This is a genomic window from Streptomyces sp. NPDC020422, from assembly GCF_044386705.1.
Lineage (GTDB): Bacteria > Actinomycetota > Actinomycetes > Streptomycetales > Streptomycetaceae > Streptomyces.
The window spans coordinates 38,926-56,753 of the sequence record NZ_JBIRVJ010000007.1 but is presented as its reverse complement, the minus strand read 5'-3'; the positions used below and the strand labels follow the sequence as shown (position 1 = coordinate 56,753).

13 protein-coding genes are annotated in these 17,828 nt (G+C 74.0%); 8 read left to right on the top strand and 5 right to left on the bottom strand.

Annotated elements, in window-relative coordinates; genetic code table 11:
- The first annotated feature begins 68 nt into the window (after positions 1 to 68).
- On the top strand, positions 69 to 2,246 hold the full coding sequence (locus ACH414_RS19805) for an ABC transporter permease (protein WP_398942673.1): 2,178 nt from the start codon (positions 69 to 71) through the stop codon (positions 2,244 to 2,246).
- 17 nt (positions 2,247 to 2,263) lie between these two features.
- Here ACH414_RS19805 and ACH414_RS19800 read toward each other — a convergent pair whose 3' ends face one another.
- The 3 genes from ACH414_RS19800 to ACH414_RS19790 all read right to left on the bottom strand — a co-directional run bounded on the left by ACH414_RS19800 (position 2,264) and on the right by ACH414_RS19790 (position 4,586).
- Positions 2,264 to 2,683: a molybdopterin-binding protein gene (locus ACH414_RS19800; protein WP_386570049.1), complete on the bottom strand. Its 420-nt coding sequence runs from the start codon at positions 2,681 to 2,683 to the stop codon at positions 2,264 to 2,266.
- A 123-nt stretch (positions 2,684 to 2,806) separates the two neighbouring features.
- Positions 2,807 to 3,673, bottom strand: a complete 867-nt coding sequence (locus tag ACH414_RS19795) for a ketose-bisphosphate aldolase (protein ID WP_398942671.1) — start codon at positions 3,671 to 3,673, stop codon at positions 2,807 to 2,809.
- A gap of 37 nt (positions 3,674 to 3,710) precedes the next feature.
- Positions 3,711 to 4,586 carry an SIS domain-containing protein gene (locus tag ACH414_RS19790; protein WP_391767838.1) on the bottom strand — a complete coding sequence of 292 codons (876 nt, stop codon included), beginning with the start codon at positions 4,584 to 4,586 and terminating at the stop codon, positions 3,711 to 3,713.
- Positions 4,587 to 4,759: 173 nt separating this feature from the next.
- On the opposite strand from ACH414_RS19790, the gene ACH414_RS19785 reads away from it, so the two are divergent.
- Positions 4,760 to 5,545: a DeoR/GlpR family DNA-binding transcription regulator gene (locus tag ACH414_RS19785; RefSeq protein ID WP_398942669.1), complete on the top strand. Its 786-nt coding sequence runs from the start codon at positions 4,760 to 4,762 to the stop codon at positions 5,543 to 5,545.
- A 152-nt stretch (positions 5,546 to 5,697) separates the two neighbouring features.
- Positions 5,698 to 6,702 (top strand): aldo/keto reductase, encoded by a 1,005-nt coding sequence (locus ACH414_RS19780; RefSeq protein ID WP_391767837.1) that lies wholly within the window; start codon positions 5,698 to 5,700, stop codon positions 6,700 to 6,702.
- A gap of 18 nt (positions 6,703 to 6,720) precedes the next feature.
- Here the strand turns inward: ACH414_RS19780 and ACH414_RS19775 are convergent, their stop codons facing one another.
- Complete coding sequence (locus ACH414_RS19775; protein WP_398942667.1) at positions 6,721 to 7,653, bottom strand: M48 family metalloprotease; 933 nt, start codon at positions 7,651 to 7,653, stop codon at positions 6,721 to 6,723.
- A gap of 4 nt (positions 7,654 to 7,657) precedes the next feature.
- A complete protein-coding gene (locus tag ACH414_RS19770; protein WP_391767836.1) occupies positions 7,658 to 8,038 on the bottom strand; it encodes a BlaI/MecI/CopY family transcriptional regulator in 381 nt (126 codons plus the stop codon).
- A gap of 127 nt (positions 8,039 to 8,165) precedes the next feature.
- On the opposite strand from ACH414_RS19770, the gene ACH414_RS19765 reads away from it, so the two are divergent.
- The 5 genes from ACH414_RS19765 (at position 8,166) to scpA (ending at position 17,828) form a co-directional block, all read left to right on the top strand.
- Positions 8,166 to 10,664: a DUF6185 family protein gene (locus tag ACH414_RS19765; RefSeq protein WP_398942665.1), complete on the top strand. Its 2,499-nt coding sequence runs from the start codon at positions 8,166 to 8,168 to the stop codon at positions 10,662 to 10,664.
- Positions 10,665 to 10,744: 80 nt separating this feature from the next.
- On the top strand, positions 10,745 to 11,755 hold the full coding sequence (locus ACH414_RS19760) for a questin oxidase family protein (RefSeq protein ID WP_398942663.1): 1,011 nt from the start codon (positions 10,745 to 10,747) through the stop codon (positions 11,753 to 11,755).
- 124 nt (positions 11,756 to 11,879) lie between these two features.
- On the top strand, positions 11,880 to 13,706 hold the full coding sequence (locus ACH414_RS19755; protein WP_391767834.1) for a glycoside hydrolase family 15 protein: 1,827 nt from the start codon (positions 11,880 to 11,882) through the stop codon (positions 13,704 to 13,706).
- Between the two features lie 118 nt (positions 13,707 to 13,824).
- On the top strand, positions 13,825 to 15,654 hold the full coding sequence (locus tag ACH414_RS19750) for a methylmalonyl-CoA mutase family protein (RefSeq protein ID WP_386570033.1): 1,830 nt from the start codon (positions 13,825 to 13,827) through the stop codon (positions 15,652 to 15,654).
- Entirely contained in the window at positions 15,654 to 17,828 is a 2,175-nt protein-coding gene (gene scpA / locus ACH414_RS19745; RefSeq protein ID WP_398942661.1) for a methylmalonyl-CoA mutase, read from the top strand. Before ACH414_RS19750 ends, scpA begins: the two co-directional genes overlap by 1 nt.

Here is a 17,828-nt window from a genome sequence, read left to right as displayed (position 1 = left end):
ACCACGGGGGGCTGCCCGGTCCGGGGGGGGACGGGCAGCTCCTCCTCCGCTCTTCTCCGGGACCGACGATGAAACGATCAGGCGCAGCCGTACGCACCTCGGGCGGCCGCCCGCCCCTCGCCCTGGCGCTGCCCGCGCTGGCGGCGGTGGCGTTCCTGGCCCTGCCGCTGGTCGGCATCCTCGCGCGGACCGAGTGGAGCGAGCTCGCCGCCCACCTGGGCTCCCCCGGCACCGTCCAGGCGCTGAAGCTGTCGCTCCTCGTCTCCTTCTGGGCCCTCGGGCTCTCGCTGCTGCTGGGGGTGCCGCTCGCGTGGCTGCTGGCCCGGGTGTCCTTCCCCGGCAAGGCCATCGTCCGCTCACTGGTGCTGCTGCCGATGGTGCTGCCGCCGACCGTAGGCGGTGTGGCGCTGCTGCTCGCCTTCGGGCGGCGCGGACTGCTCGGGCCGTGGCTGGAGTCCGCCTTCGGGATCACGCTCCCCTTCCACACCTCGGGCGCGGTGCTCGCGGCGACCTTCGTGGCCATGCCGTTCCTGGTCATCAGCCTGGAGGGGGCGCTGGGCGGACTGCGGCCCCGGTACGAGGAGACCGCGGCCTCGCTCGGCGCCTCCCCGGTGCGGGTCTTCTTCACCGTCACGCTGCCGATGGTGGCGCCCGGGGTGATCGCGGGGGCGGCCCTCACCTGGGCGCGGGCACTCGGCGAGTTCGGCGCGACGATCACCTTCGCCGGGAACCTGCCGGGGACCACGCAGACCCTTCCGCTCCAGGTCTACCTGCTGCTCCAGGACGAGCCGGAGGCCGCCACCTCGGTCTCCCTGCTGCTGCTAGCCATCGCCATGGGCGTCCTGATCGCCCTGCGCGGCCGCTGGACGGGCACCCCGGCCGACCGGGCGGGCCGGAGGGGCCGGACGGACGGGACCGGTCCCACGGACGCGACCGAGCCCGCACCACGCGGGACGAAGACCGCCCCGAACGACACCGGGCCCGCACCGCGCGGGACGAAGACCGCCCCGAACGGCACAGGTCCCACGGACACGACCGAGACCGCCCCGGACGGCACCGATCCCGCACCGCACGGGACCGGACCGGCCCCGGGTGCCGGGTCGGATCCGGGTGCCGGGTCGGATCCCGGTGCCGGGTCGGCCCCGGGTGCCGGGTCGGGTCCGGTGCCGGCCGCTCCGGGCGCCGTGCCCGCGGACCCCGCCGCGGCCGGGCGCTGGGCCCTGCACGCCGAGGTCACCGGCTTCACCCGGCTCACCCTGGACGCCGACCCGGGCACCACCATCGCCGTCGTCGGCCCCAACGGGGCCGGTAAGACCACGCTCCTGCGCGCCCTGCTCGGCATCACCCCGCGCGCCCACGCCGAGCTCACCCTCGGTGGCACCGACGTGACCGCCCTGCCCCCGCACCGCCGCCGGGTGGCGTGGGTGCCGCAGGACGGCGCCCTCTTCCCCCACCTGACCGCCCTCGCCAACACCGCGTACGGGCTGCGCGCCCAGGGCGTCCCGCGCGCCGAGGCCCGCCGGGCGGCCGGGGAGTGGCTCGACCGGCTCGGTGTCGGGCACCTCGGGCACCGCCGGCCCGCCCAGCTCTCCGGCGGGCAGGCCCAACGGGTCGCGCTGGCGCGGGCGCTGGCCGCCCGGCCCCGGCTCCTCGTCCTCGACGAACCGCTGGCCGCGCTCGACCAGACGACGAGGGCGCACGTACGGCACACCCTGCGCGGCCATCTCGCCGGCTTCGGCGGGGTCTGCCTGATCGTCACCCACGATCCCGTCGAGGCCGTCTCGCTCGCCGACCGTGTGCTGGTCCTGGACGAGGGCCGGGCGATCCAGGACGCCTCCCCCTCGGACGTCACCCGGCACCCCCGCTCCCCGTGGGTCGCCCGGATGCTCGGCCGCAACGCCTGGCCGGGCACGGCGACGCCGGAGGGTCTCGCGCTGGACGGCGGCGGCACGCTGGTGGCGGCCGAGCCCGCGCCGAGCGGGGCGCCAGCGCTGGCGATCGTCGCGCCGGAGGCGGTGGCCGTGCACCGCGAGAAGCCGCTCGGCAGCCCCCGTAACGTCTGGCCGGGGACCGTACGGGAGATCACGGCGAGCGGCAGCAGGCTGCGGGTCCTGATCACCTCCGACCGGGCGCCCGACCTCGTCGCGGAGATCACGCCCCAGGCCGCCGCCGAACTCGGTCTCGCCGACGGGGTGTCCGTGTGGACGAGTGTGAAGGCGACCGAGGCGACGGTCGTGGCCCTGTAGGACCCCGCGGGGTGCGCTCAGGCGGAGGCGAGCGCGATCTCGGTGGCCTTGATCAGCGCGACGACGGGGCTGCCGGCGGCGAGACCCAGTTCGTCGACCGCTTCCCTGGTGATCGCGGCGGTCAGCTCGCCGCCCTCGACGGAGACCTTCACCGCGCCCATGGCGGCCCCGGTGGACACCGCGGTGACGGAGCCCGGGAGCTGGTTGCGGAGGGAGATGCCGTCGACGGGGCCGGTCGCGAGGGCGACCTCGGTGGACTTCACCAGGGCCCGGACGGCGCTGCCCTCGGCCAGGCCGAGCTCCCTGACCGCCTCGGCGGTGATCGCGGCGGTGATGTCCTGGCCGCCGGCCAGCCGCACCCGGACCGAGGCCATGGCCCCGCCGGTGGTGACGGCCGTGACGGTGCCGCGGAGCTGGTTGCGGAGGGAGAGGGTCATGGGGCCGCCTCGCTGAGCCGGATACGGGGGTTCCGACCGTATCGGCACGGCGCGGACCCGGGGGGCGAGGCCGGGCCCCGGCGCGTCGCCGGTCGCGCGGGGCCCGCTCGCAGGGACGCCCCGTCAGGAGGCGGTGGCCGCCGGGGCGATCGCGGCCGGGGCGTCGAGGACGCGGATCAGGCGGGCGACCTCGTGGGCCATCGCCGTCCGCCCGGCGCCCAGATAGCGGCGGGTGTCGGCCAGGTCCCGGTCCGCGTCGAGGACCTCGCGCGCGGCGCGGGTGAAGACCCGGTTGAGGTGGGTGGCGAGGTTGACCTTGGTCATGCCGTGTCCGACGGCGACGGCCAGGTCCTCGTCGCAGACCCCCGACGAGCCGTGCAGCACCAGCGGCACGGAGAGCCGGGCGCGCAGGGCGGCGATCAGGGCGAAGTCGAGGGAGGCGTCGCGGGTGGCCATCGCGTGCGAGGTGCCGACGGCCACCGCGAGGGCGTCCACGCCGGTGGCGGCGACGAACGCGGCCGCCTCGTCCGGGTCGGTGCGGGCGCCCGGGGCGTGGACGCCGTCCTTGCCGCCGACCTCGCCGAGCTCGGCCTCGACCCACACCCCGGAGGCGTGGCAGCGGGCCCGCACCTCGGCCGTGGCGCGGACGTTCTCCTCGTACGGGAGGGTGGAGGCGTCGAACATGACGGAGCCGAAGCCCAGTCCGACGGCCTGGAGGACGAGTTCGGCGGAGGTCGCGTGGTCGAGGTGGACGGCGACGGGGACGCGCGCGGCCCGGGCGACCGCGAGGGTCGCCGTGCCGATCGCGGCGAGGCCGCCGTGGTAGCGGGCGGTGTTCTCGCTGACCTGGAGGATCACCGGGGTCCCGGCGTCCTCCGCGCCGGCCACGATGGCCTGGGCGTGTTCGAGCTGGATGACGTTGAAGGCGCCGACACCGCGGCCGGCCGCCGCGGCCGGTCCGACGACGTCGCCCGTTCCTACGAGGGGCATGGCTGTTCTGCTCCTTGCTCGGCGGGGTGGCGGTGGGTCAGGAGTCGGCCAGGACGATGGAGCGGGTCAGGCCCTGCGGCCGGTCGGGGTCGAGGCCGCGGCGGCCGGCCAGGGCGACGGCCAGGCGCTGGGCGCGGATGAGGTCGGCGAGCGGGTCGGCGGCGGAGACGGAGACATGGGCTCCGGTCGGGGCGATCTGGTCGAGGAGGCCGGCCGGCGGCGCGCCGAAGAACCAGACGGTGCTGGTCGGGCCGGTGACGCTGATCGGGCCGTGGCGGTACTCCATCGCCGCGTACGACTCGGTCCAGGCCCCGGCGGCCTCGCGCAGCTTGAGCGCGGCCTCGTGGGCGAGGCCGATGGTCCAGCCGGTGCCGAGGAAGGTGAACTGCCCGGATTCCACGGCGGCTTCGGGCAGCGGCTCGGCGACGGCGCGCTCGGCCTGGGCGACCAGGTCGTCCGGTACGAGGCCGAGGGCGGCCCGCAGCGCGACCAGGGCGGTGGTGGCGAAGCGGGTCTGCACGACCGACTTCTCGTCGGCGAAGGACAGGTCCACGATCGCGTCGGCGGCGTCGACGACGGGGGTGGCGAGGTCGCCGGTGAGCGCCACGGTCGGGGTGCCCTCGGGGACCCGGGCCAGGGCGTCGAGGACCTCGGTCGTGGTGCCGGACCGGGTGATCGCGACCACCCGGTCGTAGCGGCGGTTCGCCGGGTACTCGGAGGCGGGGAAGGCGTCGGTCTCGCCGAGGCCGGCGGTCTCGCGCAGCACCGCGTACGCCTGGGCGACGTAGAGGGAGGTGCCGCAGCCGACGACGGCCACGCGCTCGCCGTCGACGGGCAGGCCCTCGGGCTTGGCCTCGATCGCGCGACGCCAGCAGGCGGGCTGTGCGGCGATCTCCGTATCGACATGACTCATGGCGCCTCCCCGAAACGATGATGATTAAAGTTGGCTCCTTTATAGAGTCTGCGCGCAACTTTGAGCAAGCATGCGCACAAACCGCTCAGGGGTGGGGGAAGCGCGTTACGCTCTGCTCCCCGAGACCGCGCAGGGCGTCCGGGGCGGCGGGCGACGAGGCGAGGAGAACGGTGATGAGCACGCACGAGCGCTGGACGCGGCTGCTCGACGCGCTGGGCGAGCGGGGCAGCATCGAGGTCGGCGAGGCCGCCGAACTGCTCGGCGTCTCCCCCGCCACGATCCGCCGCGACCTGGAGGAACTCGGCCGCCAGCAGCTGCTCACCCGCACCCGCGGCGGCGCCGTGCTCAGCGGGGTCACCTACGACCTGCCGCTGCGCTACAAGACCGCCCGCAAGGCCGACGAGAAGCAGCGCATCGCCCGGGCCGCCGCCGCCCTCGTCCCGCCGGGCGCGATCGTCGGCCTCAACGGCGGCACCACCACCTCGGAGGTGGCCCGCGAGCTGGCCACCCGCGGCGACCTCGCCCAGCACACCGGCGGCCCGGCGCTGACCATCGTCACCAACGCGGTGAACATCGCCAACGAGCTCGCCGTCCGCCCGTACGTGAAGACGGTCGTGACCGGCGGTGTCGCCCGCCCCCAGTCGTACGAGCTGACCGGACCGCTCGCGGCCGCCACCCTCCAGGGACTCTCGCTCGACTACGCGATCCTCGGCATCGACGCCGTCGACCCGGACTTCGGCGCCTCCACCCACGACGAGGGCGAGGCGAGCGCCAACCGCGCGATGGCGGAGCGCGCCGCCACGCTGGTCGTCGTCACGGACTCCAGCAAGCTGGGCAGGCGCGCCTTCGCACGCGTCTGCGCCATCCCCGACATCGACATCCTCGTCACCGACCACGACGCCCCCGACCCCGTCGTCGAAGCGCTCACCGAGCAGGGCGTCGACGTCCGGCGCGTCTAGGCTCCACCCGCCGCAGAGGCCCTGACAAGGCCCGCGCCCCCGCGACCGGGAACCGTCCCGGGGGCTCGGCGTCCGGCCGGGCTTGCCTTCGCGCGCACTCCAAGCCCTAGCGTGTGCCACCGGCGAACGGGCCGATCACGAGGGGGAGTTCCATGAAGCACGTCGAACTGGGCCGTACCGGGGAGCGCGTCAGCCGGATCGGACTCGGCTGCATGCTGATGGGCACGACGACGGACGAGACCACGTCGTACGCGATGCTCGACCGCTTCACCGAGGCGGGCGGCACCCTCCTCGACACCGCCAACTGCTACTGCTGGTGGGACCGCCCCGGCAGCAACGGCGGCGAGAGCGAGGAGCTGCTGGGGCGCTGGCTGGCCCGCGGCGGGCGCCGCGACCGGGTGTTCCTGGCGACGAAGGCGGCGGGGCTGGTCCTCAACGCGGACGAGGCACGGCTCGAAGGGGGCGGCGCGGACTGGGGCCGGGCCCGGTTCGACGGCGCCGGGGCGAAGACCCTGAACGCCTCCATCGACGACAGCCTGCGCCGGCTCGGCACCGACCACGTCGACCTCTACTACGTCCACGTGGACGACCGGGCCACCCCGCTGGAGGAGACCCTGGAGGCGCTGGACGGCATCGTGCGGTCCGGCAAGGTGCGCCACATCGGCTGGTCCAACGTGCGCACCTGGCGCATGGAGCGGATCCGCGGCCTGTGCGAGCGGCACGGCTGGACCGCGCCGGTCGCCCTCCAGCAGCAGCACTCGTATCTGCGGCCCCGCAACGACCTCGACACCGCCTCGGTCGTCGACCACGAGCAGCTCGACTACCTGCGCGCCCACGAGGACCTGAGCCTCGTCGCGTACTCGCCGATCCTGCGCGGCATCTACGACGACCCGGCCAAGCGCGCGGACCACTGGATGATGGAGCGGTACGCCGGTCCCGACGCCGACGCCAGGCTCGACGCGCTCGCGACCCTGGCGGCCGAGGTGGGCGTGACGCCCAATCAGCTGGTGCTCGCCTGGCTGCTGCACCAGAGCTCGCCCCGGGTGATCCCGCTGATCGGCCCGCGCACCCTGGAGCAGTACGAGGCGGCCCTCCCGGCGCTGGACCTCGCGCTCTCCCCCGAGCAGCTCGCCCGCCTGGACGCCGCGGGGGCGTGAGGGGCCGGCGGCGGCGCCCTACAACGGCGTGGCCGCGTGGAGGACCGCGTACAGCGTGACGGCCGAGTTCGCCGAGGAGACGGCGGAGGCGGCGGTGCCCACGGCCGCGCCCCAGGTCGCCATGCCCATCGCCGTGCCCGCCCGCGGCCACGCCCGGGCGGCGGGCGCCGGGGCGAGGAGGGCGGCGACCCGCCGCGGCACGGGGCCCGCGGCGGCGAAGCCGGCGAGGGCCGGCGCCGGCGCGCCGGCGGACACCAGGGCCGCCCTGCCGATGGCGCGGGCCACCAGGCGCCGGCTGCCCACGCGGGCGGCGGCCTCCTCGTCGGCCCAGCGCTCGGCCGTGTACCCGACGGCGGTGGACAGGGGCCGCAGGAACGGATTGGCCCGCGCGGCCACCCGGACGACCAGGAGGTAGCGGTGGTGGCGCCGCTCCAAGTGGGCCCGTTCGTGGGCGAAGAGCGCCCGGCGCTCCCGCGAGGACAGGTGCGCCAGCATGCCGCGGCTGACGACCACCCGGTCGCGGCGCCGGCCGGGCAGCGCGTACGCGTAGGGCCGCTCGTCGGCCGTCACCGCGACCGACCGCGACGGCAGCGGGGCGAGCGCCCGCTCCGCGCGCCGGCGCACCCGCCGGTGCCGCCGGAGCGTCCGGGCGCCGGAGAGCAGCACCGCGAGCAGGGCGGGGATCGCCAGTGGGCCGGCCACCTCGTCGTACGGCAGCGCCGCGCGCACCTCGGGGTCGGACCAGGCGTCGGGGAGCGGGTTGCCCGGCAGCTGGGCGGTGCCGACGACCACGAGGAGCGCCAGGCACAGCGTGCTGCACAGGGCCAGGACGGCGGCCACCGCGGTCAGCATCCGGGTCGCGGTGCGCGGGTGCAGATGGTGCGCGGCGAGCCTCGCGACCGGCCAGGCGGTCAGCGGAAGGACGAGCGGAAGGAAGACGAAGACCCCCATGGCGTCAGTCCTCCCCCTCCTCCTCGGCCTGGGCCAACAGCTCCCGCACCAGCTGCTCCTCCTGGGACGACAGCCCCGTGACGAAACGCGCGAGGACCGCCTCGCGGTCGGACTCGCCGTCCAGGACCCGGCGCATCCGCAACGCGGCGAGCCCGGCCTCGTCCGCGACCGCCGTCCACTCGAAGGACCGGCCCGCGCGCCTCCTCGTGACGGCGCCCTTCGCGTGCAGGCGGGTCAGGATGGTGATGACGGTGGTGTACGCGAGGTCGCCGCCGAGGCGCTCCTGCACCTGGCCCGCGGTGACCGGCCCGTCGGCGGCCCGCATCGCGGCCAGCACCAGGGCCTCCAGCTCGCCCTGCCCACGCCGCCGCGGCACACCCGCCATCCTGCCGACCTCCGCCTCACCGCTCCCTGGGACCGGTCGCCCATCGTACTGACGCGACACGGCCGCTGGGGTGGTGGTGCCTGCGCGTCGAGCCGTCCCCGGCCCCCCGGCGCAGGATCCTGGGGCGGTGATCCGTCCCGGCCGATCCACTCCGCGCTGCCTGCAGGTGCTCTTACTGCTCCTCTGCCTCGTGCTGCCCGCGACGGGGGCGGCCGCGGCCGCTGACAACACCCCGACGGACTGCCGAGCCGACCAGCTGAGGACGGCCAGGGTCACGGCGCTGGCCGAGTTCGAACACCGCGGCAACGACTTCAGCGTGGTCACGAGCACCATGGACATCAGCGTGCCCGCCGGGTGGGCGCACGCCTCCGACCTGCTCCTGGACGCCCATTCAGCGGCCTACCGGTCGGCGTTGGCGTGTCTGGTGGGCAAGCCCACGGATGAGAGAAACGACTTCCGTGACGACGAGTGGCGGTTCAAGCCGGTGGCCGTGAAGGCCGACGGTCAGTGGGTCCGGGTCCACTACGAGGCCTCCAGCTGGATCCAGTTCAGCTCCGTCGACGCCATCGGCCCCTGGGTCGTGACGGTGAGGAAGGAAGAGTGGCAGATCGCGCTGCGGCCCTCTGTCGCTCTGCAGGGCGCCGACTGGGACCGGGTGCAGGTCGACCTGGGCGGACGGGGCGCCCTGGCGGCCACCCCTCGGCCGGCTTTCGGCGAAGGCGGAACGAGACTGAGCTGGCAGCACAAGGAGCCGGGCGGGAATCCCACCGTCACCTTCCGCCCGCCCACGGTGCAGCATTGGGATTTCATCACCACCACCACGGAGGAACCCTGGCAGGTGTGGGAGACCTGGGGCCTCTACAGCGCCTCGTCAGCACTCTGGTACGTCGTCTCAGGTGCGTTGTTGCTCATCGCGGCTCGACGACTGAGGCGCAGTCTGGCCGGTCCGATGACGGCGGAGGAGTCGAGCGCGCTGCGCTACCTGCGGTGGTGGGCGTTGCTCCTGATGTTCCTGGGTGTGGCCGCCTATCTCAGCGACAACCTCTACCGATGGCTTCAGCGCTTGGGGGGCTGGTACCACGGTTACGAACCGACTGTCGCTGTCTTCGTCTTGGCGTTTCTCGGACCCGCTCTATGTCTCTTCGGCAGTCGGTCGAAGCGTCTCGTCTTCAGCGTCAGTGCAATCGTCGTGGCCGTACTCGGCTGGTACGTGGCGGCAGAGGTGTTCGACTTCACCGTGCTCCCCACGGCCGACCGTTGGCTTTCCCCACCGGGCTGGACCGTGGCTGCAGTCGCCTGCGCTGCGCTGACGGCGGTGTGCTGGATCGGGGTGATCACAGCGGGACAGCGGATACTGCTGATCAGCGAGACACGGATCCCGGCTCGCGTGATGGTCGCCGCTGCCCTTGCGGCAGCGATCGCGACCGTGCTGTGGGCCTATCTCGCCTTCGACCGCTACTGGGAGCGGATCAGTTGGCTCGCCGACCCGAGCTCGTCCGACTTCCAGGGGCTCTGGGTGAAGAGTCTCGATTCATGGTGGACGGGTTTTCCGGCTAACGTTCTGGACATGCTGATGACCCTCGTCAGCCTGTTGGCGCCCCTGCCCGTGCTGGGCGTCTTGCGGGTCTGCAGGGTCGAACAGCACGAACAGGGGGCGTTCACGCCCGCGCCTGCGGAGAAGTTTCTCCTCGTGGTCCTCTTCGCCATCACCTTCGCACCCCCGGCGACCTACTTCGGCTTCTCCGCGTACGCCCTCACCCTGCTGCTGTGCCTCTGCACAGCCTGGGGAGTCCTCGCCCTGGGCTCGTCCGTCTCCGTGTTGGAGCAGCCTTTCGCCGACAACGCGCCGCTGGGAAAGACGGTCTCGCTGACCGACAGGGCCGACGTGCTGCGCCTGGCGCGCCGGTTCCGAGAGCTCCAGGCCCGCCTGGGTCAACTGGGCACGTCGAACCCGGGGGAGCGTGCTGCCGAGCGAGAGTCGATCGAGGCCGAGATCGACCGACTGGACCAGGCGTTGCCGTCAGGCGTGCGTCCCGCTGATCTTCCTTTTGCCTGTGGCCCGATGTCCACGTGGTGGGGGAATGCCCGCCGGGGCGCCGTCAACGCGTGCCTCATCGGGCTTCCGGCGACCGGCCTGCTGTACTGGGTTTACGCCGTAAAGGGCGATTCCTGGACGGTGAACGCGGAGAATGCGACGGGTTTCGTCTGGCTCACGGTCGTGATCCTCCTCTGGCAGATCTTCTGGATCGTCGGGGGATTCTTCCTCGGGGCCCTGTGGCGTGATCTGCCGGGCCGTCACGGACCGACCAAGGCACTCTTCGTCACGCTCGCGTTCGCCGTCCCGACAACGATCGACTTCCTCATCGTCCGGGCCCTGGGCGGCAGCCTGCCCGGGCTGATTGGCGAGGTCGCCGCGTTCGGCTCGGTGATGACCTGCACCGGCCTGATGATGGACCTTCAGACCTTCCAGAACGAGCGGCGCTACTGGCCGACCAACGCCAGTCTCGTCGCGTACGTCTACCAGATGCGCTTCGCCTCGCTGGCGTTCTTCCTGGCACAACTGCTCGCACTCGTCACCCTCTGGAAGACCTTCGCGGACGTGAGCACATCGGCGCCCAGCCGGTAGCCCCCCGACGAATGTCCTAGGCCCGGTCCTACTCCCCCAGCCCGTTACGCCACCGCGACCCGCCCGCCTAGCGTCCCCCCATGGATACGACAGGCACGCTCGACGAGGCGCTTCAGCGGCTGCACTCCTCCGGTCCCGAGCGGCTCGGGCGGCTCACCAACCACGCGCCGATGGCCGTGGAGGCGCTCGCCGCGCGGGGGCAGGCGGGGGCGGTGCACCGGTGGCTCGACCGGTACGCGCCGAAGCTGGAGGAGTTCCCGGCCGGCGTCGCGCCGGTCACGGACGCCGACTGGCGGCTCGCCCTGGGGAATCCGCGGCGCGCCGCCGACTGGATCGGGTACTTCGGGCGCGCGCTCGCCGAGCGGCCGTGGCGCGAGGTGCTCGCCGTGTGGTGGCCGCGGCTGCTGCCGGGGATGTACGGCGGGTCGACGCACCCGGTGATCCGGGTGGGGCACGCCGTGCGCACCCTCCTCGCGGGCGAGGCCACCGGGCCGCGGATCGCCGAGCTCGCGCACGGCCTCGGCTACTGGGCGGCCCGGCACCGCCCCGTCGAGGGGCTCGTCCCCTCGCCCGGCGCCGAGCGGGCCGCGGCCGCCCTCGACGCGGTCGAGCCGATCGCCGAGCGGGACGGCGGCTTCCCCGACCGGCTCGCCCGGGTCGGGCGCCTGCCGGTCTGGGCGGCGGACGTGACGGACCCGGAGGAGGCGCGGCGGCTCCTCGCCGAGCTGGTCCGGGCGACCACCCACCGGTACGCCACCCACGGCCACGGCGAGGAGACGATGCTGGTCCACGCGGCGACGGCTCCCAACGCCGTGCTGCGCACCCTGCCGGCGCTGCCCCGCGACCTCTGGGTGCCCAGCCTGCGGGCCGCCTGGACGGCTTCGGCCGCGGTGACCGCGATGTACGCGCCGGACGCCCCGGTCGCGTACACCCCGCCGGGCACGTTCACCGCCGGAGAGGTCATGGAGCGCGCCCTGGCGCACGGCGACGAGCACGTCATCAAGCTGACGGACACGGCCCTCGACCTGGGGGACGAGCAGGCCCTGGCCGCGGCCCTGCGCGCGATCGAGCTGAGCGAGCCGCTGCGGTAGGACGCACCCCTGGCGTTTCACCCGTTCGGCCGATCCCGCCTGGTCCTCCCCCTCCCGCCCCACCAGGCTCGGGGCACGGCCGGCTCCTCGTTCGTACTCCGGTCGGGGAGGCTCGATGTGCCCCATGCGGCGGTATCCGCCCATCGCCGACCACGGTCTGGTCGGCGACCTCCAGACGGCGGCCCTGGTCTCCTCGGACGGGGTGGTCGACTGGATGTGCGCGCCGCGCTTCGACTCGCCGAGCGTCTTCGCGGGGCTGCTCGACCACGAGCGCGGCGGGCACTTCTCGGTCACCGTCGACGCTCCGGACGTCACCACGCGGCAGTTGTACTTCGCCGACACCGCGATCCTCGTGACCCGCTTCCTCACCGCCGACGGGGTCGGCGAGGTCGCCGACTTCATGCCGGTGGAGCGGCCGGAGACGGTGACGGGGCGGCACCGGCTGGTCCGGGTGCTGCGGGTGCCGCGGGGCCGGGTGCGGTTCGCCGTGGAGTGCCGGCCGCGGTTCGACTACGGGCGGGCCGAGCACACGCTGGACCTGGACGCCGGCACGGCCGTGTTCGTGGGCGCGGGGACGCAGGCGGTGCTGCAGGGCGCCGGTCCCGTGGAGCTGCGGCGGGACGGGCGGGACGTGCGGGCGGAGGTGGAGCTGGGGCAGGGACAGGCGGCCGCGGTCGTGCTGACGCTCGACGGGGCGGGCGGCGCCGTGCCGCCGCCGCCCGACCGGGAGTCGCTGGCGGCGGAGTTCCGCGCCACCCGCGACTTCTGGCACCGCTGGATCCACCGCAGCCGCTACCGGGGCCGCTGGCAGGACGCCGTGAACCGGTCGGCGATCACGCTCAAGCTCCTCACGTACGCGCCCAGCGGCGCACCGGTCGCCGCGGCCACCATGGGGCTGCCGGAGCAGATCGGCGGCGAGCGCAACTGGGACTACCGCTACACCTGGGTGCGCGACGCCTCGCTGTCCGTCCACGCCCTGCTGGGGCTCGGCTTCGAGGAGGAGGCGGACGCCTTCCGGCTCTGGCTGGGGACGCGGCTGCGGGAGCAGCGGACGGTGACGGGCGAGCCGCTGCAGATCATGTACCGGGTCGACGGGGACCCGTACCTCACCGAGGAGACCCTCGGTCACCTGGAGGGCTATCGCGGCTCCGCGCCGGTGCGCCGGGGCAACGGCGCCGCCGGGCAGCTCCAGCTCGACATCTACGGCGAGGCGCTGTTCGGGCTCGCCCGGGAGGGCGGGTCCGCCGGGCGCCGGGTCGGCCACGAGGGCTGGCTCGCGGTGTCGGGCGTGCTCGACTGGCTGGCGACGCGCTGGGACCGGCCGGACGAGGGCATCTGGGAGACCCGCGGCGGGCAGCAGGACTTCACGTACAGCCGGGTGATGTGCTGGACCGCCTTCGACCGGGGCATCCGGCTGGCCACCCGCTTCGCGCGCCCCGCCGACCTGGCGGGGTGGACCGCGGCCCGTGACGCGATCCTGACCCAGGTGATGGAGCGCGGCTGGAGCACGGACCGCCGGGCCTTCGTCCAGCACTACGGGAGCGAGGTCCTCGACGCCTCGCTGCTGCTGATGCCGGCCGTCGGGTTCGTCGCGCCCTCGGACCCGCGCTGGCTGTCGACCCTCGACGCGATGGGCACCGAGCTGGTCTCGGACAGCCTCGTCTACCGTTACGACCCGGCCGCCTCGCCCGACGGGCTGCGCGGCGGCGAGGGCACCTTCTCGCTGTGCAGCTTCCTCTACGTGGACGCCCTCGCGCGGGCCGGGCGGCTGGACGAGGCGCGGTACTCCTTCGACAAGATGCTCACCTACGCCAACCACGTGGGGCTCTTCGCGGAGGAGATCGGCCCGACCGGCGAGCAACTGGGAAACTTCCCGCAGGCGTTCACGCACCTGGCGCTCATCACGGCGGCCATCGCCCTCGACGAGGAGCTGGACCGGGCGCCCGACTGAGCCGGTGCGCGGGGGCCGCCAGCACGGATGCGGCCCGCCGTTCAAGGCCGATCAGGGGAGGTCAAGGTCACAGCCGTTCCCCCTGCGCTCCTTTGTGGGGCTGACCTAGCATCCGAGCATGACTGTGCTGCCTGACGACGGCCTTTCGCTGGCCGCCGAATTCCCCGCAGCGACCCATGCGCAGTGGCAGCGCCTCGTGGCTGGCGTACTGAGCAGGTCGGGCAAGGACGTTCCGGACACCGAGGCCGAGGACGTCCTGTCCACCGTGCTCGAGGACGGCCTGCGGGCCCGCCCCCTGTACACGGCGGACGGCTCGGCGGACGCTCCCGCGCCCGACGCCGGTCTGCCCGGGTTCGCACCCTTCGTCCGCTCCGGCCGCCCCGAGGGCAACACGGTGAACGGCTGGGACGTGCGCCAGCGCCACACCGCGGCCGACCCCGAGGCGGTCCTCACCGACCTGGAGAACGGCGTCACTTCGCTGTGGCTGGCCGTGGGCCCCGACGGCATCGCGACCGGTGAGCTCGACCGGGTCCTCAAGGACGTGTACCTCGACCTGGCTCCCGTGGTCCTGGACGCCGGCGCGGAGACCGCGACGGCCGCGACCGAGCTGCTCGACGTCCACGCCCGGCGCGGGATCGCCCCCGAGGCCGTCCGCGGCAACCTGGGCGCCGACCCGCTCGGCACCGAGGCCCGGACCGGCGCCGCGTACGACGGCGACGGCTTCCCCGCGACGGTCGCCCTCACCCGGCTGTGCGCCGAGTCGTACCCGGGGCTGCGTGCCCTGACGGTGGACGCCCTGCCGTACCACGAGGCCGGCGGCTCCGCCGCGCAGGAACTGGGCGCCTCGCTCGCCACCGGTGTCGCCTACCTGCGGGCGCTCACGGCCGGCGGCCTGACGGTGGAGCAGGCCCTCGGCCAGCTCGAGTTCCGCTACGCCGCCACCGCGGACCAGTTCCTGACCATCGCCAAGCTGCGCGCCGCGCGCCGACTGTGGGCCCGGGTCGCCGAGGCCTGCGGGGCACCGGCGGCCGGGGCGCAGCTCCAGCACGCCGTGACCTCCTCGGTGATGATGACGGCCCGCGATCCGTGGGTGAACATGCTGCGGACCACGCTGGCGACGCTGGCCGCGGGCGTGGGCGGCGCCGAGTCCGTCACCGTCCACCCCTTCGACCACGCCCTCGGCCTGCCGGACGCCTTCGCCCGCCGGATCGCCCGCAACACCTCGACGATCCTCATCGAGGAGTCGCACCTGGCCCGGGTGATCGACCCGGCCGGCGGCTCCTGGTACGTGGAGCGGCTCACCGAGGAACTGGCCCGGGCGGCCTGGGAGTTCTTCCAGGGCATCGAGCGGGACGGCGGCCAGGCGGCGGTGCTGCGCTCGGGCCGGATCGCCGGGGACCTGGCGGCCACCTGGGCCGAGCGCTCCGAGGCCCTGGCCAAGCGCCGTGAACCGGTCACCGGCGTCAGCGAGTTCCCGCACCTCGGCGAGAAGCCCGTGGTCCGCGAGCCCGCCCCCGCCGCGCCGGGCGGCGGCCTGCCGCGGGTGCGGCGCGACGAGGCCTTCGAGGCGCTGCGCGCCCGCTCCGACGCCCACCTCGCGGCGACCGGTGCCCGGCCGAAGGTCTTCCTGGCCGCGCTCGGTCCCGCCGCGGCGCACACCGCACGGCTCACCTTCGCCGCCAACCTGTTCCAGGCGGGCGGCATCGAGCCCGTCACCGAGGGCTCCTTCGAGGACAGCGGCGCCGCCGAGGCCTGCCTGTGCTCCAGCGACGCCCTCTACGAGGAGCGGGCCGAGGCCACCGCCGCCGAGCTGCGCGCGGCCGGTGCCGGGCACGTCTCCCTGGCCGGCCGGCCCGCCTCGTACGCCGGTGTCGACTCGTACGTCTTCGCGGGGTGCGACGCGGTCGCCGTGCTCTCCGCCACCCTCGACCGCATGGGAGTGTCCTGATGGGAATCCCCGACTTCACCGGGATCGGCCTGGGATCCCCCGCACCCGCGGGCACCGTCGAGGAGTGGCGCGCCGCCCTCAAGCGCGCCTCCGGCGGCGACGACCTGCTGTGGGAGACCCCCGAGGGCATCGGGGTCAAGCCGCTGTACACCGGGCGCGACCTGGAGGACGTGGACTTCCTCGGCACGTACCCCGGCGTCGCGCCGTATCTGCGCGGCCCGTACCCGACGATGTACGTCAACCAGCCCTGGACCATCCGGCAGTACGCGGGCTTCTCCACCGCCGAGGAGTCCAACGCCTTCTACCGGCGCAACCTGGCCGCCGGCCAGAAGGGCCTGTCGGTCGCCTTCGACCTGCCGACGCACCGCGGCTACGACAGCGACCACCCGCGGGTCACCGGCGACGTCGGCATGGCGGGCGTGGCCATCGACTCGATCTACGACATGCGGCAGCTCTTCGACGGCATCCCGCTGGACCGGATGTCGGTGTCGATGACGATGAACGGCGCGGTGCTGCCCGTGCTCGCGCTGTACATCGTGGCGGCCGAGGAGCAGGGCGTGCCGGCCGAGAAGCTGGCGGGGACCATCCAGAACGACATCCTCAAGGAGTTCATGGTCCGCAACACCTACATCTACCCGCCGAAGCCGTCGATGCGGATCATCTCCGACATCTTCGCCTTCACCTCGCGGAACATGCCCCGCTACAACTCCATCTCCATCTCCGGCTACCACATCCAGGAGGCGGGCGCGACGGCCGACCTGGAGCTGGCGTACACGCTCGCCGACGGCGTCGAGTACCTGCGGGCCGGGCGGGACGCGGGGCTGGACGTGGACGCCTTCGCGCCGCGGCTGTCGTTCTTCTGGGCGATCGGCATGAACTTCTTCATGGAGATCGCCAAGCTGCGGGCGGCCCGTCTGCTGTGGGCGAAGCTGGTGAAGCAGTTCGACCCGAAGAACGCCAAGTCGCTTTCGCTGCGGACCCACTCGCAGACCTCCGGCTGGTCGCTGACCGCCCAGGACGTCTTCAACAACGTCACCCGCACCTGTGTGGAGGCGATGGCGGCCACCCAGGGGCACACCCAGTCGCTGCACACCAACGCGCTGGACGAGGCGCTCGCGCTGCCGACCGACTTCTCGGCGCGCATCGCCCGCAACACCCAGCTGCTGCTCCAGCAGGAATCGGGCACCACCCGGGTCATCGACCCGTGGGGCGGCAGCGCCTACGTGGAGCGGCTCACCTACGACCTGGCGCGCCGGGCCTGGCAGCACATCCAGGAGGTCGAGGCGGCCGGCGGCATGGCACAGGCCATCGACGCGGGCATCCCGAAGCTGCGCGTCGAGGAGGCCGCGGCCCGCACCCAGGCGCGGATCGACTCGGGCCGGCAGCCGGTGATCGGCGTGAACAAGTACCGGGTGGACGGCGACGAGCAGATCGAGGTCCTGAAGGTCGACAACTCCTCGGTGCGCGCCCAGCAGATCGAGAAGCTGCGCCGGCTGCGCGCGGAGCGCGACGAGCGGACCTGCCGGGACGCGCTCGACGACCTCACCCGGGCCGCCGGCGGCGAGGGCAACCTCCTGGAGCTCGCCGTCCGCGCGGCTCGCGCGAAGGCGACCGTCGGGGAGATCTCGGACGCCCTGGAGAAGGTGTACGGGCGGCACGCGGGCCAGATCCGTACGATCTCCGGCGTGTACCGCAACGAAGCAGGCGAGTCCCCGTCCGTCGACGGCACCCGCGCGCTCGTCGACTCCTTCGAGGAGGCCGAGGGCCGCCGGCCGCGCATCCTGGTCGCCAAGATGGGCCAGGACGGCCATGACCGCGGCCAGAAGGTGATCGCGACCGCCTTCGCCGACCTGGGCTTCGACGTCGACGTCGGCCCGCTGTTCCAGACCCCGGCCGAGGTGGCCCGGCAGGCCGTCGAGGCGGACGTCCACATCGTGGGCGTCTCGTCCCTCGCGGCCGGTCACCTCACGCTCGTTCCCGCCCTGCGGGAGGAGCTGGCCGCGGAGGGCCGCGAGGACATCATGATCGTGGTCGGCGGGGTCATCCCGCCCCAGGACGTGCCGGTCCTCCTGGAGATGGGCGCCGCGGCGGTCTTCCCGCCGGGCACGGTCGTCCCGGACGCGGCGGCCGACCTGGTGCGGCGCCTGTCGGCCGACCTGGGGCACGATTCGTAG